This is a genomic window from Flagellimonas amphidinii (assembly GCF_013090115.1).
GTDB classification, from domain to species: Bacteria; Bacteroidota; Bacteroidia; order Flavobacteriales; family Flavobacteriaceae; genus Flagellimonas; species Flagellimonas amphidinii.
The window spans coordinates 95491-114241 of sequence record NZ_JABFNN010000027.1; the positions used below are offsets into that span (position 1 = coordinate 95491).

Sequence of the window (18751 nt, forward strand, 5' to 3'; positions counted from 1 at the left end):
ATCATATCAAACAAAGCATGGAACCAGGGGCAATCCAGACTTTGTTTGTACGGACAAACAAATTTATGCGACAGACTAGCCGTTTAAAGCATCAGAAAAGCCGTTTAGAATAAATCATATTCATACAAATAAGAAAAAGAATAGTATTGTATAGGAAAATATATCGTATAATCTATATTAATATTATATCATGTTAATCTGTGAAACAAATAAAACCAACTACATACTCTGCTTGAATGAAGAAGCCAAAAAGCTGTTCATGGAATCAAAACAAAAACTTATTGAGTCCAAATGCCATGATTTTATGGTCTATAAAATTCTAAATGGATATACTGGAAATCATTCGGATTACAACAACTGGCAAGAAAAAATGGAAATCGATGCAGATACTTTTTTTGAACTTCATTTGAATCTTTGCGGTAAAATTGGAAGAATTGTAAGAGGATGAATTTGTAAAGTTTGAACAATCCTCTGTCTAAAGGACACAGCGATATTGATAGTTATGATGGTTTCCAAGCTTCCCTTACAATCTGTTATTGAAATGTTGGCGGTTTTCACTTCTACCTAGATTTAACTATCCTGCCATTTTGATTTTTGATCAGATTCTCTCATTAGAAGGATATCTAAATCCCAAAACAGTCCAGATAAGTGTAAATAAAATGATTGAAAAAGAAAATAGCACATTGTTGTACCTATGTTGTACCCAAGTCAATTTTGGACAATAAAAAAGGGCTTCAATCTCTTGAAACCCATGCATTTGCTAGTAGCGGGGACTGGACTCGAACCAGCGACATTCGGGTTATGACAGATACAGTCAAATTAATTTCCAAATAAGCAAGATTTCTAGGTTTCTCTATAACCATATCTCTTATTCCAGTAATTTAATTAGAGAATACCGCAAAAGTCTCCTAGTCACTTACATTGAAGGGAAGTTAATTACCTTGCAAGAGCAGCGTTATTGATGACATGGAACAATTGAATTCCTTATATGAAGCTGAAAAACGTCAATTTATATCAAATATAATCTATTCTGCATTTTGCGTGCAAATTGCGTGCAAATGAAAAAGCTCCAAAAGCCATATAGCCCTTGAAGCCTTGATGTTTACTGGTGGAGAATACCGGATTCGAACCGGTGGCCTCTTGCCTGCCAGGCAAGCGCTCTAGCCAACTGAGCTAATCCCCCAAGAGAGCGCAAAGGAAATACTTTTTGGTAAGGTTTCAAAATTTGTCTGCCCTGCTCAGTCCTTTTTAACGCTAAGCACAAGCACGGGAATGGGAACAAAAAATTCAGATTTTGGAATGATATTTTTCTCCCACAACTTTTTAAAGAATCCGCGCTTCCTTCGGAATACGCACAACAAGTCCGGTTTTTGGTTCTGAAAATGTTCCAACACGCCAAGATAGGTGGTCACATTTTCAGAAATGGTCAATTGCTTACTGATGTCCATCAAGGCCGTGTTCACCTGTAGATCCTCTTCAGAATAACCAGGTCTTTTGACCAATAAAAGACTAATACTACCTCTAAATTTATCTTTTATGGCAACTAAGGGATTCAATACCCTTGATCTTTTCAAAATACCAGAACCAAAGGCGGTCAATATCTTTTTAATGGGTTTAAATTCAGTACCCTTTGGGATAATCAAGGCAGGAATATTGGTTCTTTTAATGATTCTACCTGAGGTGCTTCCCAAATACAATTCCTCTTTAATATCATTGCTTCGTGGAGCCATGATGATGAGGTCAACACCCAATTCCTTGTTGATTTCATTGAGTCCATCAATAAGATCACCATTATAGGTGGCTATTTTTATGTCAACGTTTTTGGTGTCAACTTGGTCAATTACCCCTAACAAATGCTCTTTGCTGCTTTGGGCCACTTTTTCCTCCACATTGGCGAGACTACCAGCGGTGGAAGTAACCGAAAAAACATCCATTACAAAAACTTTGGCCCCAAAATTTGCCGCAAAATCTATGGCGTATTGCAGGGTATCACCTGCATTGGGGGAGGTTCCTATAGGTACAAGTATATTATTCATTGTTTGGTGGGTATGATTATCGCTTAAATTTACAACTTAATTGAAATGAATCCATGATACGTCCTGCAAAGTTATCGGAAATAAAAGATATCCTTGATATTACAAAAGCCTGTGCCCTTAAAATGCAAGAAAATGGAATTTATCAATGGAATGAACATTACCCTACAGCTGCTCCGTTTAAAAAAGACCTTGAACGTGAAGAATTGTATGTGAAAGTTCAGCAAGAGCAAGTGATTGGTTCAATTACAGTTTCTACAGAAATGGATGAAGAATACATACCGATACAATGGTTGACACCCAATGGAAAAAGTATCTACATTCATAGATTATGCGTTCATCCCAAATATCAGGGGATGGGTTTTGCTCAAGAAATGATGGACTTTGCAGAGGACTATTCAAAAAAGAGGAATTGTATATCAGTCCGGTTGGATACTTTTTCCCAGAATAAAAGAAACCAGAGGTTTTATGAACAGCGAGGCTACCAAAAGCTTGAGGATATTTACTTCCCAAAACAAAGTGAGCATCCTTTTCATTGTTACGAATTAGTGCTGTAACTTGCCGTGGTTTTGCGAACCGAAATCAATTTTAAATCCATCAATCAATTGGCCATTCCCGCAACCATATCGGGAATTGCAGAGCCCATCCTATCCATTACGGACACGGCCATAGTGGGCAACATCCCAAAGGATGGACTGGAATCATTGGCGGCAGCCGGAATTGTAGGTTCTTTTCTATCAATGCTCATTTGGGTGCTGGGACAGACTAGAAGCTCCATTTCTGCCATCATATCACAATACTTGGGCGCTGGAAAACTTGAAGAAGTAAAAAATCTGCCTGCACAGGCCATTTTCTTCAATATCCTCTTGAGCATCTTTGTACTGCTCTCCACAGTTTTTATTATTGAAGAGATTTTTAGCCTGTTCGAAGCTTCGGGCAAAATTTTAAAGTACTGTATCTCGTATTACTCCATTCGGGTTTGGGGCTTTCCGTTAACGCTGTTCACCTTTGCGGTCTTTGGCATTTTTAGAGGTCTTCAGAATACTTTTTATCCCATGGTCATTGCTTTGATCGGGGCCGTTCTGAACATTATTTTGGATTTTATCCTGGTCTATGGAATTGATGGGTTTATTCCCGCCATGTATTTGGAAGGTGCCGCTTGGGCCAGTCTCATTTCCCAAGCCGTAATGGCCATCCTGGTTTTCATTCTTTTGATTAAAAAAACGGAAATAAGTCTAAAATTGGTCTTTCCGTTGAACAAAGAAATAAAGCGATTGGTTTTTATGAGCCTCAATCTTTTTGTGAGGGCATTGGCCCTGAATGCCGCCTTGATCATTGCCGTGCGTGAAGCCACAGCATTGGGAGACAGATATATTGGAGCGCACACCATTGCCATCAACCTTTGGTTGTTCGCCGCTTTTTTTATTGATGGATATGGAGCCGCCGGAAACAGCATGGGAGGAAAATTGTTGGGAGAACAAGATTATAAAGGCCTTTGGACTTTGGCCAAAAAAATAATCACCTACGGATTTGCAGTTAGTTTGATTTTAATGCTGATAGGATTTGTTTTTTATTATCCCATCGGACGTCTTTTCTCCAACGAAACAATTGTGCTGGACACCTTCTACGGTATTTTCTTCATTGTGATTCTAGGCTTGCCCATGAACACCATGGCCTTTGTGTTTGATGGTCTTTTTAAGGGTTTGGGAGAAATGAAATATTTAAGAAATGTATTGCTGTCCGCTACTTTTTTAGGGTTTATTCCTTCTTTATATATTGGAAAATATTTGGGATGGGGTTTCTATGCTATTTGGATCGCCTTTGTGGTTTGGATGTTGATTCGCGGGTTGGCCCTGGTTTGGAAATTCAGAAGAAAGTTCGGGCCCTTGGCCCAAAACATTTAATTTAGTAAGCCCAGAAAAGTTTAAAACTGATACAAGAAAACATGCCTACAGCTAGAACAAACGGAAGTCTTTATACCAAAATTGAGCACAAGGTAGCAACAGTTGAGTTTGGTCATCCAGCAAGCAATTCTTTTGTTTCGGAATTATTGGAGCGGTTGGCCAATGAGTTGCAGAAGCTATCGGAAAACAACGAGGTTGCTGTAATTGTTTTAAAATCTGAAGGTGATAGAGCTTTTTGTGCTGGGGCTTCCTTTGATGAGTTGGTGGCCATATCGGATTTGAATGAAGGAAAATCCTTTTTCAGTGGCTTTGCCCATGTGATCAATGCCATGCGTGTTTGTAGCAAACCCATTATTGGAAGGGTTCAGGGCAAAGCCGTTGGTGGTGGAGTAGGCTTGGCTGCGGCTTGCGATTATGTGTATGCCACCGAAGCTGCCTCTATAAAACTTTCAGAAATAGCAATTGGTATTGCCCCCTTGGTGATTGCTCCCGCGGTGGAACGGAAGATTGGAAAATCAGGATTGGCTGAACTTTCCCTGAATCCCACCGAATGGAAAAATGCCTATTGGGCCAAAGAAAAAGGACTGTACGCCAAAGTATTTGATTCAATTGACGAAATGGATAAAGAATTGGAGTTTTACGTTTCAAAATTGGCGGAATATAATCCAGAAGCCTTGGCAGAAATGAAACGAGTGCTTTGGGAAGGAACCGATCATTGGGGACAACTGCTCTTGGACCGGGCAGAGGCCTCTGGTAGGTTGGCACTCTCTCCAAATACTAAAACAGCACTTGAAAAATTCAAAAAATAATTTATGGACATTCTTTCCTTTTTAAATAGCGATGTAGTGCTTCCGGCTGTTGCCGTTTTGGTTATTGCGGTATACGTCATTACAAGAATTCGCAATAGAAATAAATTCAAACGATAGCCAAAATGGCGCTTAAAAAACACAATATGTGGTGGTTGTTATACGGATTCTTTTTCGCTTTGGGATTTCTACTGGCCTATTTTGGATTGCAGCACTACAATAAAACCCAAAACCTGCTTTTAGATGGGGTGAAGACCACCGCAGTGGTCACTGACCTACTGGTTAATCAAGACACGGATGGCGATACGTATATTCCAGTTTTTGAGTTCAAGGATCGCACAAACACTATAAGAAACTACAAAAGCCCGATTGCATCTAGTCCTCCGGCCTATCAAGTAGGGGAAAAAGTAAAAATCATTTATGATAAAAAGGATACGAACAATGTAAAGACCATAAGTTTTTGGGGACTTTATAGGTTCAGTATTATATTATGGATGATAGCTGCCCCGTTGTTGATTATTGGAGGTTCCTATTTGTTATATTCATTAAGGTAAGCACGCTAAAGTGATGCCATTCCCTCATTAGTTGATTATCTTTGCCACAAGAATATTGTCATGGCAAAAATTAGGATTACCAAGCAATTTACATTTGAAACTGCACATGCTTTGTACGGCTATGATGGCAAATGCCGAAATGTACACGGACACAGCTATAAACTATCCGTAACGGTAATTGGCACTCCCATTGAAGATGTAAACCATGTAAAATTGGGTATGGTTATCGATTTTGGGGATTTGAAGATGATTGTGAAGGAAGAAATTGTGGACATATTTGACCACGCCATCGTTTTCAACAAAAACACGCCCCATGAAGCTCTTGCCAATCAATTGGCAGAAGAAGGGCATAATGTAATCTTAGCGGATTATCAACCTAGTAGCGAGAACATGGTGATTGATTTTTCAGAAAAAATAAAAGCAAGACTTCCTGAAAACATTAAGTTACACTCGTTGAAACTTCAAGAAACGGAAACTTCATATGCGGAGTGGTACGCCTCGGACAATTGATAATTTGCCATTTCCCAAAATTGGGAATTCTTATCTTTACAACTAGATGACGTCCATTACCCTTCCACCAGGCAAAAAGATTTATTTCGCCAGCGATAACCATCTTGGGGCACCTACCCGGAAAGAGAGCATGCCTCGGGAAAAGAGATTTGTAGCTTGGTTGGATTCCATAAAACATGATGCCCATGCCATTTTTTTGATGGGTGATCTCTTTGATTTTTGGTTTGAATACAAGACCGTTGTGCCAAAAGGATTTACCAGAACTCTGGGTAAATTAGCGGAACTTTCGGATGTGGGCATTCAAATCACCTATTTTGTGGGCAACCATGATCTTTGGATGAACGGTTATTTTGAAGAGGAACTCAATATTCCCGTATATCATAAACCTCAACAATATAAAATCAACCATACTTCCTTTTTTATTGGTCATGGTGATGGTCTGGGACCTGGTGATAAAGGCTTTAAACGCATGAAAAAAGTGTTTACCAACCCGGTGGCCAAATGGTTTTTTAGATGGTTGCATCCCGATTGGGGCGTACGCTTGGCACAGCATCTATCGGTAAACAATAAAGTAATTTCAGGTGATGCGGATGCTACTTTTTTAGGCGAGGACAAGGAGTGGCTCATTCTTTATGCCAAACGAAAGTTGGAAACCGAACATTTTGACCACTTCATTTTTGGGCACCGTCACCTTCCAATGGAAATCAAACTCAACGAAAAATCAACGTACACCAATCTTGGGGATTGGATCAAGTATTTTACCTATGCCGTGTTTGATGGAAAGGAGCTTTCCCTGTTGGAAGAAAAGAGTAACTAAAGATTAATCTTTCTCCTGTTCTTCAACATCTTTTGAAAGGTCCAGCCTCCTGAAGGTAGGAGAGACTATTGCGGTAGTTCCCACAGTCAACAAGGTCATACAACCTCCAAACACAACGGCGGTCACTGTACCCAAAAGTTTAGCCGCCAATCCACTTTCAAAAGCACCCAATTCATTGGATGACCCTACAAATATTGAATTTACTGAAGCTACTCGACCGCGCATATTATCTGGAGTTTTCAATTGCAGAATCGTTTGGCGGATAATCATAGAAACGCCATCCACCGCTCCACTTAAAAATAAAGCAACTACAGAGAGCCAGAATAGTTTGGAAACACCAAAAACTAAAATACAGACCCCAAACCCGAACACGGCCCACAACAATTTTTTCCCCGCATTTTTATGCAAGGGAAATCGGGTAGAGCCCAACATGGTAATGGAAGCCCCAACTGCAGGTGCAGCACGAAGGATACCAAACCCCTCTGAGCCTACATGCAGAATATCTTGAGCATAAACGGGCAAAAGTGCCACAGCACCTCCAAAAAGTACCGCGACCATGTCCAATGTCAAAGCTCCAAAAATGGCCTTACTACTGAACACAAAGTTCAAACCATCCTTCAAACTTTGGAAGACAGGCTCTCCAATTTTCGGATTTAAAATAGGTTTTTGAGGTATTTTAAATAGGAAAAGTAGTGCAATCAATGAAAAAGCAAAAATCACGCACATAGACCAGTGGACACCGATCCATCCAATGGAAAACCCAGCTAAAGCTGGCCCAAGAACCGAAGCAAACTGCCATGTGGAACTGCTCCAAGTGGCCGCATTGGGGTAGATTTTCTTGGGAACGATCAAAGCTATCAATGAAAAAACAGTAGGGCCAATAAAAGCTCGCACCAATCCTCCAAGGAAAACCAGGGCATAAGTTATATAGAGTATTTTTCTTTTTGATATAGAGGCTTCTAAACTTGGGTCACTGATCAGAAAAAGTCCTAAACTAATAATGGAAAACCCAATAATACATTTGATCAAAAGGTTTCTTTTTTCTTTCTGATCGACTACATGACCCGCAAAAAGTGCCATGCCAACTGCTGGAATTACTTCCATCAAACCTATAATGCCTAATGCTAAGGGATCTTTGGTAAGAGAGTAAACCTGCCACTCAATCACAATAAATTGCATGGACCAAGCAAAGACCATGGCAAAACGAACAACCAAAAATATATTGAATTCCTTAAAGCGAAGGGCTGCGTATGGATCCATATGTTCAACGAATATCTCTTAGTTTAAGTTGAAGATTTACCATGCCGTTCCATTCATTTTCATCTAGGGAGAAAACAGCGTCAAAAGGTTTTTTGTTTTGGACGGCCTCCAATTTATGGCCCAAACCAAAGCCAATAGCACCGATAGGAGCGGCACCATTTTGGCGGGCAGAAATTTTCAGGTGTTTTCCATCTTCCCCAACGGTTTTTCCAGATCCGGTATCCTGAATGCCCTCGGCCATAAAGATTGGAGTCATGTTTCCAGGTCCAAAAGGTTCAAACTGTTTTAGGATTCGCATCAATTTAGGGGTGATTTGCTCTAAATTAACCTTCAAATCAATTTCAATCTCAGGTTGTAATAAATTTGGGCTAATGGTTTTAGCCACCACTTCTTCAAATTGCTGTTTAAAGGCTTCATATTGCTCTTCCTGCATGGTAAGTCCGGCAGCGTATTTATGTCCTCCAAATTGGAGTAGATGACTGGAACACTCCCCTAGTGCATTATAAATATCAAAACCTTTTACAGATCGTGCCGAAGCAGCCAACGTATCACCACTTTTAGTAAATACCAACGTAGGGCGATAGTGGGTTTCAGTTAGGCGGGATGCCACGATACCAATAACACCTTTGTGCCAGCTTTCATCATAAACTACTGAGGTGAATCGTTCCTGTTCTTCATTGGTTTCAATTTGAAGCAAAGCTTCTTGTGTAATTTCTTTATCTAGACTTTTGCGCTCTGTATTATACGCTTCAATATCCTTACAAAATTGTTGGGCGGTGGTCCAATCTGTTTCGGTCAAAAGGTTTACGGCATGTTCCCCGTGCTTCATTCTTCCTGCTGCATTTATTCGCGGAGCAATAACAAAGACCACATCAGAAACGGTAAGCGTCTTTTTTTTGAGTTGGGCGGTGATTGCCTTGATGCCCAATCTTGGATTTGTGTTGATGACCTGGAGGCCAAAATGGGTCAATACTCTGTTTTCACCAGTTATGGGAACAATGTCGGCAGCTATTGCGGTGGCTACTAAGTCTAAATAGGGAACTAAACTTGCTATGGCTCTGCCATTTTTTAAAACTAAAGCTTGAATCAACTTAAACCCAACACCGCAACCGCATAACTCTTTATAAGGATAGGGACAATCTTCTTGTTTTGGGTCTAGAACAGCAATTGCATTGGGCAAAATGTTTCCAGGGCGGTGATGGTCGCAAATGATAAAATCGATGCCTTTTTCCTTAGCGTAGTTGACTTGCTTCACTGCCTTTACACCACAATCCAAAGCAATGATGAGTGAAATATCATTATCGGCAGCATAATCGATTCCCTTTAGGGAAACACCGTACCCTTCAGCATACCTATCAGGTATATAGGTGGCCACATTGGGATATGTTTCTTGCAAAAAAGAGGACATTAGTGCTACAGAGGTGGTTCCGTCCACATCATAATCTCCGTAGACCAAAATATTTTCCCCGGCACTTATGGCTTGTTCAATGCGTTCAACCGCCTTGTTCATATCCTTCATTAAAAAGGGGTCGTGCAGATGGTCCAGTTGTGGTCTAAAAAAATGCTTCGCTTCTTCATAATTGGTAATGCCACGTTGCACGAGCAAATGAGCAACCAATGGATCAACTTTCAGTTCATTGGAAAGTTGATTGATAGTTTCTTGAGAAGGTTTAGGTTTTATGGTCCAGCGCATAGGCTAACGTTCACGGGTTTTAATTGGTTGTAGGGGTAATTTCAAACTTTTTGATCAATGAAAAGGTGATAAAAATATGGGCGAGGTAGTAGGTGGGGGTAATTAGAAAATCAAAGGTGTGATAGTCCAAAAATTCTTTGAAAGCTATGATTGTATCCGAAAATAGAATCAGTATAATACCAACTATATAACTCCATTTAGCAGTTGGATTTCCTTTCATTCCCAATGAAGCCCCCAATGAAAAACAGGAAATAAGCAGATAGATTAAGGAGGCCATCATAAGTACCCTATCCGTAAAAGTGGGGTAAAGCACCACAAAGAAGAATACGAGGTATGCTACGAGCAGGACAAGGGTGAACTTCCATTTTATCTTGCCGTTCATGAGGGCATAAAGCAAATAGCCTACGTGGGCCAAAAAGAAAAGGGCTATTCCTTTTACAAACATGAGACTGTCCCCGTTCATGTTGGACAAAAACCAATCGCCAATGATGGAAAACAGAAAAGCGCCAACAATCATCCAAACATCCTTGATTGGCTTGCTCGATCCAAAATTGAGCGCAGAAAGAATGATGATTCCCATTCCCGCAGTGCCCGATTTAAAAATGAAGTTGGATGTGGTTACGCCAAGAATGGCAAGTACTATGGACACAACCAACAATCCATAGGCCCAATTTCTCTTGTGCTGCATATTGTTTTTTTGTTTTATTTGTTGACATTGGGTTTTTGGGAAACCCAATGTTTCAAAAAAGGACCCGAGGTTGTTTTTCCATGTGCCCACCTTAGGTGTGGTGGTACATAATTTTGATGTCCAATTGGGCAAACCTACGAAACATCTCCATAACACCGCAATACTTTTCCACGGATAAATCAACAGCGCGTTGCAATTTTTCTTCTTTAAGGTTGTCACCATGAAAATGATATTCTATGGTTACGGTATCATAGTATTTGGGATGTTCATCTGTTAAGTTGGCGATGGTCTCAATATGAAAATCATCTACATCCAATTTCATTTTTTTTATGAGTGAAGCAACATCCAACCCAGAACATCCAGCCAACCCAGATAGCATCAAAGCTTTTGGTCTATAACCATCTCCTTTTCCACCATCTTCCGGACCTGCATCAATCTTTAAAGTATGTCCGGAGGGGTTGTTGCTTTCAAACGCCATTTCGCCTAACCATTTGGTTGTGATGTGATTTGTATTTGCCATAAATTTCGTTTATTGTAGGGGATAAAAATACAAAATAGACCCAAAATGGCATTAGTCAATCCTCTTAATCCCAATCATGATCCAGAGACCCAAAAATTGGCGGAATTTTTTAATGAAACCTTGGGATTTTGCCCAAATTCGGTGTTGACCATGCAGCATAGACCTGCCATTTCCAAAGCATTTATCAACCTTAATAAAGCGGTCATGACCAATGAAGGAAGAGTCACATCGGCCTTAAAACGCATGATTGCCTGGGTGAGCAGTAATGCTACCGGATGCCGTTATTGTCAGGCGCATGCCATTAGAGCGGCGGAACGCTATGGGGCGGAACAGGAGCAGTTGGACAATATTTGGGAGTACAGAACCCACTCGGCGTTTTCTGAAGCCGAACGTGCGGCACTCGACTTTTCCTTGGCGGCCTCCCAAGTGCCCAATGCGGTTAATGCAGATATCAAGGAACGGCTTTATCAACATTGGAACGAAGGTGAGATAGTTGAAATGCTAGGGGTCATTTCTTTGTTTGGATACCTCAACCGGTGGAACGACTCCATGGGAACGTCCATTGAGGATGGTGCGGTGGAAAGTGCAGAACAATATCTGGGCAAAACTGGATGGGAAAAGGGGAAGCATGATGGGTCTAGGTATTAGATTATTGGGGTTTTTGAGATAAATTTAGAATGACGCTTTTTCGACACGAATTTCACTAATACACACGAATATTTTCTTTTTCGTTAGGCTGAACTTGTTTCAGTTTCTCACGACCTCGATAAGATTCTTAAACGAATTTAGAATGACGTTTTTTTGATATAAATTTCACCAACTAGGACTACGAGGGTATTATTTCTTGATTTACATCAACACCTATAAACAGACTGTGCCAGAACTTTGTCATAACCAAAAAACGAACAGTTATGGCACTAATCGTAACAGCAGAAAATCAAATACAACGACTTAATGGAATACTAGGGAAGGTTGAAAAGCTACAACAGCTACCCCTGAGCCAGCTGACAATCCCTGCCCATGAAAGATCTTGGTGCATAGTTGAGGTACTGGAGCATTTGAACATAGCCTATCAATTATATGTAGATAAAATAGACCATGCGTTGGGCCATTTACCTTCCACAAATTCTGACTCTTCTGAGTTCAAGGTTAGGGCTTGGCAAAGGATGGTCATTGAAATGCAACGTCCCAAAAACGGTGAAAGAAAGTGGAAAATAAAGACCATGAAACGCTTTGAGCCGCTTTTGGATACCAAAAACTTGGATGAAGAACAAGTAAATGCCATTTTTTTGAATTTTTACGCACTTTATGGACATTTAAAGGATGCTATAATTCAAAGTAGGGGGAAGGATGTAAAAGAAATTAAGATTACCTCTGCCATTGGCCCGATTGTGAAGTTCTATTTACCGGAGAGTTTTGAGTTTTTGCTCTGCCATTTGGAACGGCATATGGTGCAGATTGAGGAAATCTTAGCGTAATCGGACTTAAAACAAACCAAGTAAAAGCTACTTCCCTTGGTAAGGGAAGGTGGATTTCAATCTTTGGTTGAAAGGCGGAAGGGATGTTTTACCCTTTCCGTCCACTAAAGTGGACACCTTTCCCTAAAAGGGAAAGGAAGATGTTTGTTGGCAAATCATATAAATTTTTTTGGTGCGGATTGATGGGATTTTGGAATAAAGCTGTTAAACTAGTATATAGTTCCCGGTATGATAGGGGTTTATGTGCAGTTCCTTCTTTTACTGGGGCTGGAGAATGTAAGCTACTGGCTTATAGATTTTGGGTAGTTGATAATGAACTTTGTGCCGAGTTTTCCATCAGATACCACTTTAACCGTTCCGTTGTGCTTTTCTATCACTTTTTTTACAATGGCCAGTCCAATGCCAGTGGTTTCATTGTTGTAAGACCCATTAATGGTTTGGAATACCTCAAAGATCTTTTCGTGGTATCTGGCGTCAATACCGGGACCATTATCTTCCACTATAATTTTATAAAATTTGGGTGTTTGGTCGCAAGACATGTTTACTTCGCAAACACTTTTATCATTATGTCCTATGGCATTGTCAATCAGGTTAGAAAATACTTGGGACAGCTGCACTTTATCTCCATCAACCACAGGAAGTTTTCCTTTAATGTTAAGTTGTACGTTGTCCAAATGCTGGTGCGTTTTCATGGCTTCATTTATCATTTCTTCAAGGTCAACCTTGCCAACTGTTAGTTTTCCCAATCGGGAGTATTTTAAAATGCCGCCGATCAGATTGTCCAAGTGCTCCACCCTTCCTTGCATATCATCAAGATGTCGCAAAACGTCCTCTTTTTTTCCTGCTTCTAGATCTTCTTTTATAAAAGAGGCCAAACCAGAAATTCCCCGAAGCGGTGTTTTTAAATCGTGGGAAGTAACATGGGCAAATTGCTCAAGTTCTTTGTTCTTTAATTCTGTATCATCTAAATTTTGGTTGAGCACGTTCATTTTTTTAAAGCTGTCCAACCCGGTACGGACCACAATAAAAACAAACAAGGCCCCCATAAAAAAGATAGCTCCAGAAAGAAAGGAAAGCAGTTCGCTTTTTCCCAGAATAACTGCTGCGGCAACAACCAAGTAACCCGCCAAGAACACGAACATGAGCACACGGAGCTTCTTCCAATTATCCTTTAGTTTTTTGTCTGTAAGTAAGTTGAATATTTTTTTGGTGCACCATGCGCTTAAAAGCATAATAATGGCTCCCAGAAGAATAAGTGTTGCGATTATGAGGTTGGTGGATTCCACAGGCCCTGAAAATAGGTTAGTGTTAAAACTTGGTTTTGCTTGAAAAGCTACGGTTATTTAGAAGCAGTTCTTGTTAACAGATACCGTATTACAACGAAAGTGGACCAATAATTATTGTGGTAATTTCTTACAAATACAAGTTCCAATGGTATTGGGTAGTATGATTTTGTGTTTTGTTTGAGGACTCGCTTTTATGTGGTTTGAGGAGCTTTATATCTTATTTTTGATAAAAACTACTCTTCCCACATGGATGATGATATGTACTGCAAGCTGATGAAGTTCTTTCCTCAAGTGCGTTTGAATTCTGAGGAGGAATCTTTTTTTAGGTCTTTGTGGTATCCCAAAGTATTTAACCAATATGATCTTATAACCGAAGCCGGAAGCATAGAACGGTATTTTTACTTTGTGCTGGAAGGGGTGCAGGCCATTTATTTATTGAATGAAAAAGGCGAAAAAGTAGTATTGGGTTTTTCTTATAAGGGCAGTCCTTCCGGGGTTTTTGATTCTTTTATTGAAAAAAGACCTTCGCATACTTTTTTGGAGGCCTTGAAACCTTCCAAGATGTTGGCAATATCGCACAGCGACTATGCACAACTTTTTGAAAACTGCCCAGGGTTTTACAAATGGGGGCATGAGTTTTTTCAGAATATTTTGTTCGGGAGGTTAAGTAGGGAAGTGGAAATTTTAACGCTTTCTGCGGAACAGCGTTATGTGGCATTTATGCAAAGATGTCCAGAAGCACTCAAGACCATACCTCAAAAATACTTGGCCTCTTACCTTAATATGAAACCAGAAACCTTCAGTCGGTTGCGCTCAAATGTTACCTATTAGGCTTTTAGTGCTTCCGCAACCCTTTTTTTAAGCATCGGTACCACAGCTTGCTCAAACCAAGGATTTTTGCTCAACCAAAATCGATTTCTGGGAGATGGATGTGGTAATACAAAGTATTTGGGAAGATACATTTCATGGTTTCGAACAGTTTCAGTTAGATTTTTTTCCATTTGATTGTCCAAATAATGACGTTGGGAATATTGCCCGATCAAAAGCGTCAATTTTAGATTTGGTAATTTATCCAGAAGCGATTGATGCCATTGTGGGGTACATTCTGGCCTAGGTGGAAGATCACCTGATTTCCCTTTTCCCGGATAGCAGAATCCCATGGGCATTTGTGCAATTTTAGTGGCATCATAGAAATCGTCATCGGTTACTCCCATCCACTTACGGAGTTGTTTGCCGCTTTGGTCATCCCAAGGAATCCCTGTTTGATGCACTTTGGTGCCCGGAGCGTGCCCAATGATTAAAATTTTAGCATCGCTATGCGCTGCAACAATGGGTCTGGGTCCTAAAGGCAGGTGTTGGGAACAAATTGTGCAGTTTCTGATTTGAGCAAGTAGTTGGTCCATTATCTCTTCCCTCCAACTACAATGACAAATTCACCCTTTGGGGCGTTTTGTGTAAAGTGTTCCAAAACTTGGGAAAGAGTTCCTCTTATGGTTTCTTCGTATAATTTGGTAAGTTCTCTAGAGACGGAAACCGGTCTGTCCGCTCCAAAATACTCCACAAACTGGGTCAAGGTTTTGATGAGTTTATGGGGAGATTCGTAAAAAATCAAAGTTCGACTTTCTTCAGCAAGTTGCTGTAAGCGGGTTTGACGTCCTTTTTTTACAGGAAGGAATCCTTCAAAAACAAAACGGTCATTGGGCAGCCCACTATTGACCAATGCAGGAACAAAAGCGGTAGCGCCAGGGAGGCATTCCACCTCAATGTTATTTTCCACGCAGGCTCTGGTCAATAAAAAACCAGGGTCGGAAATGGCAGGGGTTCCAGCATCAGAAATTAAGGCAATCGATAACCCAGAGCTCAATTTTTGAATCAAACCATCCAATTGCTTGTGCTCATTATGCATGTGATGGCTTTGCAATGGGGTCTGGATGTCAAAATGTTTCAAAAGTTTACCACTGGTACGGGTATCTTCGGCCAAGACCAAATCCACTTCTTTGAGCACAGTAACGGCCCGGAATGTCATGTCCTCAAGATTACCTATAGGGGTTGGAACCAAATATAGTTTTCCCATGGGCCTAAGTTACGGCCTTCCAATTAAAAAATTATCTAGTGTATGGAATTAGGCAAATCTGCGCTCAATCAATGAGACCAATCGAGCTTCATATGTTTCCTTGCCCTCCCAGTTGTTGTATTCTGGTTTAACCATATTATTGATAAAGGCTATGGAACGCTCTTCAGTATCAATGGTGTTCAATTGAGAAATTACCCGATTGTAATCGTCCATATTGTCATCAAAGAGATGTTTAGCAAAAGCAAGTCTGTCATTAAGGCCAATTTGAAAATCCCTCATCAAGGTATCGTTCAGGGATTTGGGCTTTGATTGCCCTGTATCACTGCTTCTTTCTGTGGGAGAAAGATTTTCCTTGTCATTTTTCATGTAATCTGGTTTGGCCACAAATTCTGTGAATACATGCTCCACAGCCATATCAGAAGGCATTTCCGAAACCATATCTTTAATGGTGTCCATGCCTGGGGTCATGATATCCTCTTCATGTGGATTACTTTCAGGCACAGCTATATTTCCGCTCAGTACAGCGTTGGCCATTTTCTCAAATCGTGAAGCGATTACATTTTTGGAAACATCTACCTCAACATCACTCAATTTTTCATCTATGAACTTTAACACGGCCAATTTCTCGTAGATTTCCTTCGCCTTGTCATAGAGCTCTGTAAGTTCCTTGTCTTCCCTAGAGGTAATTATATCTGTAGATAGCTTTATCAAATCCTCTCTTAATTTCCTTATCATGGCTTTCTTCTTTCTTATAAAAATAAAATCATTTTACGTATCTAGCTACGAACAAAAGGTTAAATTTTTGACCTAAAGCCGGGGTATAATTTTTTAGTAGCTTTGTGCTTTGTCTTAATAAAAACGGCTAAACCCCTCAGTTTAGTTTAAAGTTACGATATGTTTTTAGAAAACACGGTAAACCATAAAGAACAATTTGGATGGATTGAAGTCATCTGTGGTTCCATGTTTTCTGGAAAGACGGAGGAGTTGATAAGAAGGTTGAAACGGGCACAGTTTGCGAAACAAAAAGTAGAGATTTTCAAACCTATAGTGGACACTCGATATCATGAGGATATGGTCGTGTCGCATGATGCCAATGAAATTCGCTCTACCCCGGTGCCGGCTGCGGCAAATATTCGCCTGTTGGCAGACGACTGTGATGTGGTTGGTATTGATGAAGCCCAGTTTTTTGATGACGAGATCGTTACGGTTTGTAATGATTTGGCCAATCGCGGCGTTCGTGTAGTAGTGGCTGGCTTGGATATGGATTTTAAAGGCAATCCTTTTGGGCCGATGCCGGCATTAATGGCAACGGCAGAATATGTAACCAAAGTACATGCGGTCTGTACAAGGACCGGAAATTTGGCAAATTATAGCTTTAGAAAATCCAATGACGATAAATTGGTGCTTCTTGGTGAAACAGAAGAATACGAGCCTTTGAGTCGAGCAGCATTCTATAAAGCCATGCTGAAGGAAAAAATCAACCAAATGGATGTAGATGTAAAAGAGGTTGATGCTAAAAAGAAAGCTGCCAATGAATAAAGTTGGTGAAACCACTCTGCAAATAAACCTGACTGCTCTAGAACATAATTTCAGGTTTTTTAAATCCAAAATAGATTCAGGAACCAAGTTAATGGCGGTTGTAAAGGCTTTTGCTTATGGTAGTGATTTGGTTACAATAGCCAAAAAACTTGAAAACTTAGAAGTTGATTATTTTGCGGTAGCCTATGTAAAAGAGGGAGTTTTATTGCGTAACGCTGGAATTAAAACTCCTATTTTAGTGCTGCATCCCCAGCCGATAAACTTTGAAGAACTTATTGATCATTGTCTGGAACCAAGTTTGTATTCACTCAACATCTTCAAACAATTTCTGGAAGTTGCCCAAAATAAAAATGAAAAGAATTATCCTGTTCACGTCAAATTCAATACAGGACTGAACCGATTGGGGTTTTGGGAAAATGATGTCGATTTAATAGTCAGTACACTTCAAAAAGGAAAAGCACTTAAAATAGTTTCAGTTTTTTCGCATTTGGCCGCCTCAGAAGATGCCAATGAAAAAAGTTTTACTGAAAAACAGATTGCGACTTTTGAGAGAATCTGTAATCAACTTCATGAAAAATTGGGCTATATGCCTTTAAGGCATACACTTAATACCTCGGGTATTCTGAATTATCCTCACGCACAGTTTGAAATGGTAAGAAGCGGTATCGGACTTTACGGTTATGGGAATGATGAAGCTTTTGATGCTCAATTAAAGCCCGTGGCAACCCTGAAGACCATTATTTCCCAAATACATACAATAGAACCCAATGAAACTGTTGGTTACAACCGTGCTTATACTTCCAAAGGTCATAAAAAGATCGCCACACTGCCATTGGGCCATGCTGATGGGATTGGTAGGCAATATGGAAATGGAAAGGTTTTTGTTTTGATTGATGGCAAAAAAGCCCCGATAATTGGAAATGTATGCATGGATATGATCATGGTAGATATTACTGGAATTGATTGTAAAGAAGGAGATGAGGTCTTGGTTTTTGGTCAAGATAATTCCGCAGAATCCTTTGCTTCAGGAGGAAAAACCATTTCTTATGAAATTCTTACAGCCATATCGCAACGGGTTAAAAGAGAGGTCATTTCTGGCTGATTTTCAATTAATTTGTGGAAAAAAAACAGTTTTTTGGTTACATTGTCAGAGTATTAACCAATTACAAACTATAAAATGGGATTTTTAAAAGAGTTTAAGGACTTTGCAATGAAAGGAAACCTAGTGGATATTGCCGTAGGTTTCGTAATGGGTGCTGCTTTTAACAAAGTGGTTTCCTCATTTACCGGAGGAATTGTTTCTCCACTGATCGGGTTACTGTTCGATGCCGATTTCAATGATTTAAAATATGTGGTAAAAGAAGGAACCATGAATGATGCTGGAGAAAAAGTTGGGGAAATTGCCATTTTATATGGACAGTTTCTGACAAACGTGATAGACTTTATCATTGTTGCCTTTGTAATGTTCCTTATTGTTAAAGGAGTGAACAAAATGAAAAAACCTGAAGAACCTGCCGCTCCAGCTGGACCAACTGCTGAAGAGTTATTGGCTGAGATTCGGGATGCATTGAAGAAATAAGAACGTTTTC

The 18751-nt window shown here is 40.0% G+C and carries 22 protein-coding genes and 1 tRNA gene; 13 read left to right on the forward strand and 10 right to left on the reverse strand.

What is annotated here, in order from left to right:
• Positions 1-259 precede the first annotated feature (259 nt).
• Positions 260-448: a hypothetical protein gene (locus HJC33_RS04990; RefSeq protein WP_171657703.1), complete on the forward strand. Its 189-nt coding sequence runs from the start codon at positions 260-262 to the stop codon at positions 446-448.
• A 658-nt stretch (positions 449-1106) separates the two neighbouring features.
• Here HJC33_RS04990 and HJC33_RS04995 read toward each other — a convergent pair.
• Both HJC33_RS04995 and HJC33_RS05000 read right to left on the reverse strand, forming a co-directional pair.
• Positions 1107-1183 (reverse strand) — tRNA-Ala (locus tag HJC33_RS04995).
• Between the two features lie 55 nt (positions 1184-1238).
• Entirely contained in the window at positions 1239-2036 is a 798-nt protein-coding gene (locus HJC33_RS05000; protein WP_171657704.1) for a universal stress protein, read from the reverse strand.
• 53 nt (positions 2037-2089) lie between these two features.
• On the opposite strand from HJC33_RS05000, the gene HJC33_RS05005 reads away from it, so the two are divergent.
• From HJC33_RS05005 to HJC33_RS05030, 6 genes are all read left to right on the forward strand, one after another.
• Positions 2090-2590: a GNAT family N-acetyltransferase gene (locus HJC33_RS05005; RefSeq protein WP_171657705.1), complete on the forward strand. Its 501-nt coding sequence runs from the start codon at positions 2090-2092 to the stop codon at positions 2588-2590.
• 12 nt (positions 2591-2602) lie between these two features.
• Positions 2603-3937: an MATE family efflux transporter gene (locus HJC33_RS05010; protein ID WP_171657706.1), complete on the forward strand. Its 1335-nt coding sequence runs from the start codon at positions 2603-2605 to the stop codon at positions 3935-3937.
• Between the two features lie 41 nt (positions 3938-3978).
• Positions 3979-4746: an enoyl-CoA hydratase/isomerase family protein gene (locus tag HJC33_RS05015; RefSeq protein WP_171657707.1), complete on the forward strand. Its 768-nt coding sequence runs from the start codon at positions 3979-3981 to the stop codon at positions 4744-4746.
• A gap of 122 nt (positions 4747-4868) precedes the next feature.
• Entirely contained in the window at positions 4869-5297 is a 429-nt protein-coding gene (locus HJC33_RS05020) for a DUF3592 domain-containing protein (RefSeq protein WP_171657708.1), read from the forward strand.
• A gap of 60 nt (positions 5298-5357) precedes the next feature.
• Complete coding sequence (locus tag HJC33_RS05025; protein ID WP_171657709.1) at positions 5358-5807, forward strand: 6-pyruvoyl trahydropterin synthase family protein; 450 nt, start codon at positions 5358-5360, stop codon at positions 5805-5807.
• A 46-nt stretch (positions 5808-5853) separates the two neighbouring features.
• Positions 5854-6624 (forward strand): UDP-2,3-diacylglucosamine diphosphatase, encoded by a 771-nt coding sequence (locus tag HJC33_RS05030; protein WP_171657710.1) that lies wholly within the window; start codon positions 5854-5856, stop codon positions 6622-6624.
• A gap of 3 nt (positions 6625-6627) precedes the next feature.
• On the opposite strand, the gene HJC33_RS05035 is transcribed toward HJC33_RS05030, so the two are convergent.
• The 4 genes from HJC33_RS05035 to HJC33_RS05050 all read right to left on the reverse strand — a co-directional run bounded on the left by HJC33_RS05035 (position 6628) and on the right by HJC33_RS05050 (position 10785).
• On the reverse strand, positions 6628-7884 hold the full coding sequence (locus HJC33_RS05035) for an MFS transporter (protein ID WP_171657711.1): 1257 nt from the start codon (positions 7882-7884) through the stop codon (positions 6628-6630).
• A gap of 4 nt (positions 7885-7888) precedes the next feature.
• The gene (gene recJ / locus HJC33_RS05040) at positions 7889-9577 is read right to left on the reverse strand and encodes a single-stranded-DNA-specific exonuclease RecJ (protein WP_171657712.1); all 1689 of its coding nucleotides are present in this window, start codon (positions 9575-9577) and stop codon (positions 7889-7891) included.
• Positions 9578-9596: 19 nt separating this feature from the next.
• Positions 9597-10265 carry a lysoplasmalogenase gene (locus HJC33_RS05045; RefSeq protein ID WP_171657713.1) on the reverse strand — a complete coding sequence of 223 codons (669 nt, stop codon included), beginning with the start codon at positions 10263-10265 and terminating at the stop codon, positions 9597-9599.
• Positions 10266-10356: 91 nt separating this feature from the next.
• The gene (locus HJC33_RS05050) at positions 10357-10785 is read right to left on the reverse strand and encodes an OsmC family protein (protein WP_171657714.1); all 429 of its coding nucleotides are present in this window, start codon (positions 10783-10785) and stop codon (positions 10357-10359) included.
• Between the two features lie 45 nt (positions 10786-10830).
• On the opposite strand from HJC33_RS05050, the gene HJC33_RS05055 reads away from it, so the two are divergent.
• Together HJC33_RS05055 and HJC33_RS05060 are read left to right on the forward strand one after the other, a co-directional pair.
• The gene (locus tag HJC33_RS05055; protein WP_171657715.1) at positions 10831-11433 is read left to right on the forward strand and encodes a carboxymuconolactone decarboxylase family protein; all 603 of its coding nucleotides are present in this window, start codon (positions 10831-10833) and stop codon (positions 11431-11433) included.
• Between the two features lie 263 nt (positions 11434-11696).
• Positions 11697-12263 (forward strand): hypothetical protein, encoded by a 567-nt coding sequence (locus tag HJC33_RS05060; protein WP_171657716.1) that lies wholly within the window; start codon positions 11697-11699, stop codon positions 12261-12263.
• A gap of 281 nt (positions 12264-12544) precedes the next feature.
• Here HJC33_RS05060 and HJC33_RS05065 read toward each other — a convergent pair whose 3' ends face one another.
• The gene (locus tag HJC33_RS05065; protein WP_171657717.1) at positions 12545-13549 is read right to left on the reverse strand and encodes a sensor histidine kinase; all 1005 of its coding nucleotides are present in this window, start codon (positions 13547-13549) and stop codon (positions 12545-12547) included.
• A gap of 246 nt (positions 13550-13795) precedes the next feature.
• On the opposite strand from HJC33_RS05065, the gene HJC33_RS05070 reads away from it, so the two are divergent.
• Positions 13796-14380 (forward strand): Crp/Fnr family transcriptional regulator, encoded by a 585-nt coding sequence (locus HJC33_RS05070; protein ID WP_171657718.1) that lies wholly within the window; start codon positions 13796-13798, stop codon positions 14378-14380.
• Here the strand turns inward: HJC33_RS05070 and HJC33_RS05075 are convergent.
• From HJC33_RS05075 to HJC33_RS05085, 3 genes are read right to left on the reverse strand one after another with little or no spacing between them, the layout of a single operon-like run.
• Positions 14377-14952, reverse strand: coding sequence for a uracil-DNA glycosylase family protein (locus HJC33_RS05075; protein ID WP_171657719.1), 576 nt, complete (start codon positions 14950-14952; stop codon positions 14377-14379). The genes HJC33_RS05070 and HJC33_RS05075 overlap by 4 nt on opposite strands.
• Positions 14952-15623 (reverse strand): 16S rRNA (cytidine(1402)-2'-O)-methyltransferase, encoded by a 672-nt coding sequence (gene rsmI / locus HJC33_RS05080; protein WP_171657720.1) that lies wholly within the window; start codon positions 15621-15623, stop codon positions 14952-14954. The genes HJC33_RS05075 and rsmI overlap by 1 nt, the downstream gene beginning before the upstream one ends.
• Positions 15624-15671: 48 nt before the next feature.
• A complete protein-coding gene (locus tag HJC33_RS05085) occupies positions 15672-16358 on the reverse strand; it encodes a hypothetical protein (RefSeq protein ID WP_171657721.1) in 687 nt (228 codons plus the stop codon).
• Between the two features lie 159 nt (positions 16359-16517).
• Between HJC33_RS05085 and HJC33_RS05090 the strand changes: the two genes are divergently transcribed.
• The 3 genes from HJC33_RS05090 to mscL all read left to right on the forward strand — a co-directional run bounded on the left by HJC33_RS05090 (position 16518) and on the right by mscL (position 18741).
• On the forward strand, positions 16518-17162 hold the full coding sequence (locus HJC33_RS05090; RefSeq protein WP_171657722.1) for a thymidine kinase: 645 nt from the start codon (positions 16518-16520) through the stop codon (positions 17160-17162).
• Complete coding sequence (gene alr, locus HJC33_RS05095; protein ID WP_171657723.1) at positions 17155-18264, forward strand: alanine racemase; 1110 nt, start codon at positions 17155-17157, stop codon at positions 18262-18264. The genes HJC33_RS05090 and alr overlap by 8 nt, the downstream gene beginning before the upstream one ends.
• Before the next feature lie 75 nt (positions 18265-18339).
• Positions 18340-18741, forward strand: a complete 402-nt coding sequence (mscL, locus tag HJC33_RS05100; protein ID WP_171657724.1) for a large-conductance mechanosensitive channel protein MscL — start codon at positions 18340-18342, stop codon at positions 18739-18741.
• The last annotated feature ends 10 nt before the right edge of the window (positions 18742-18751 follow it).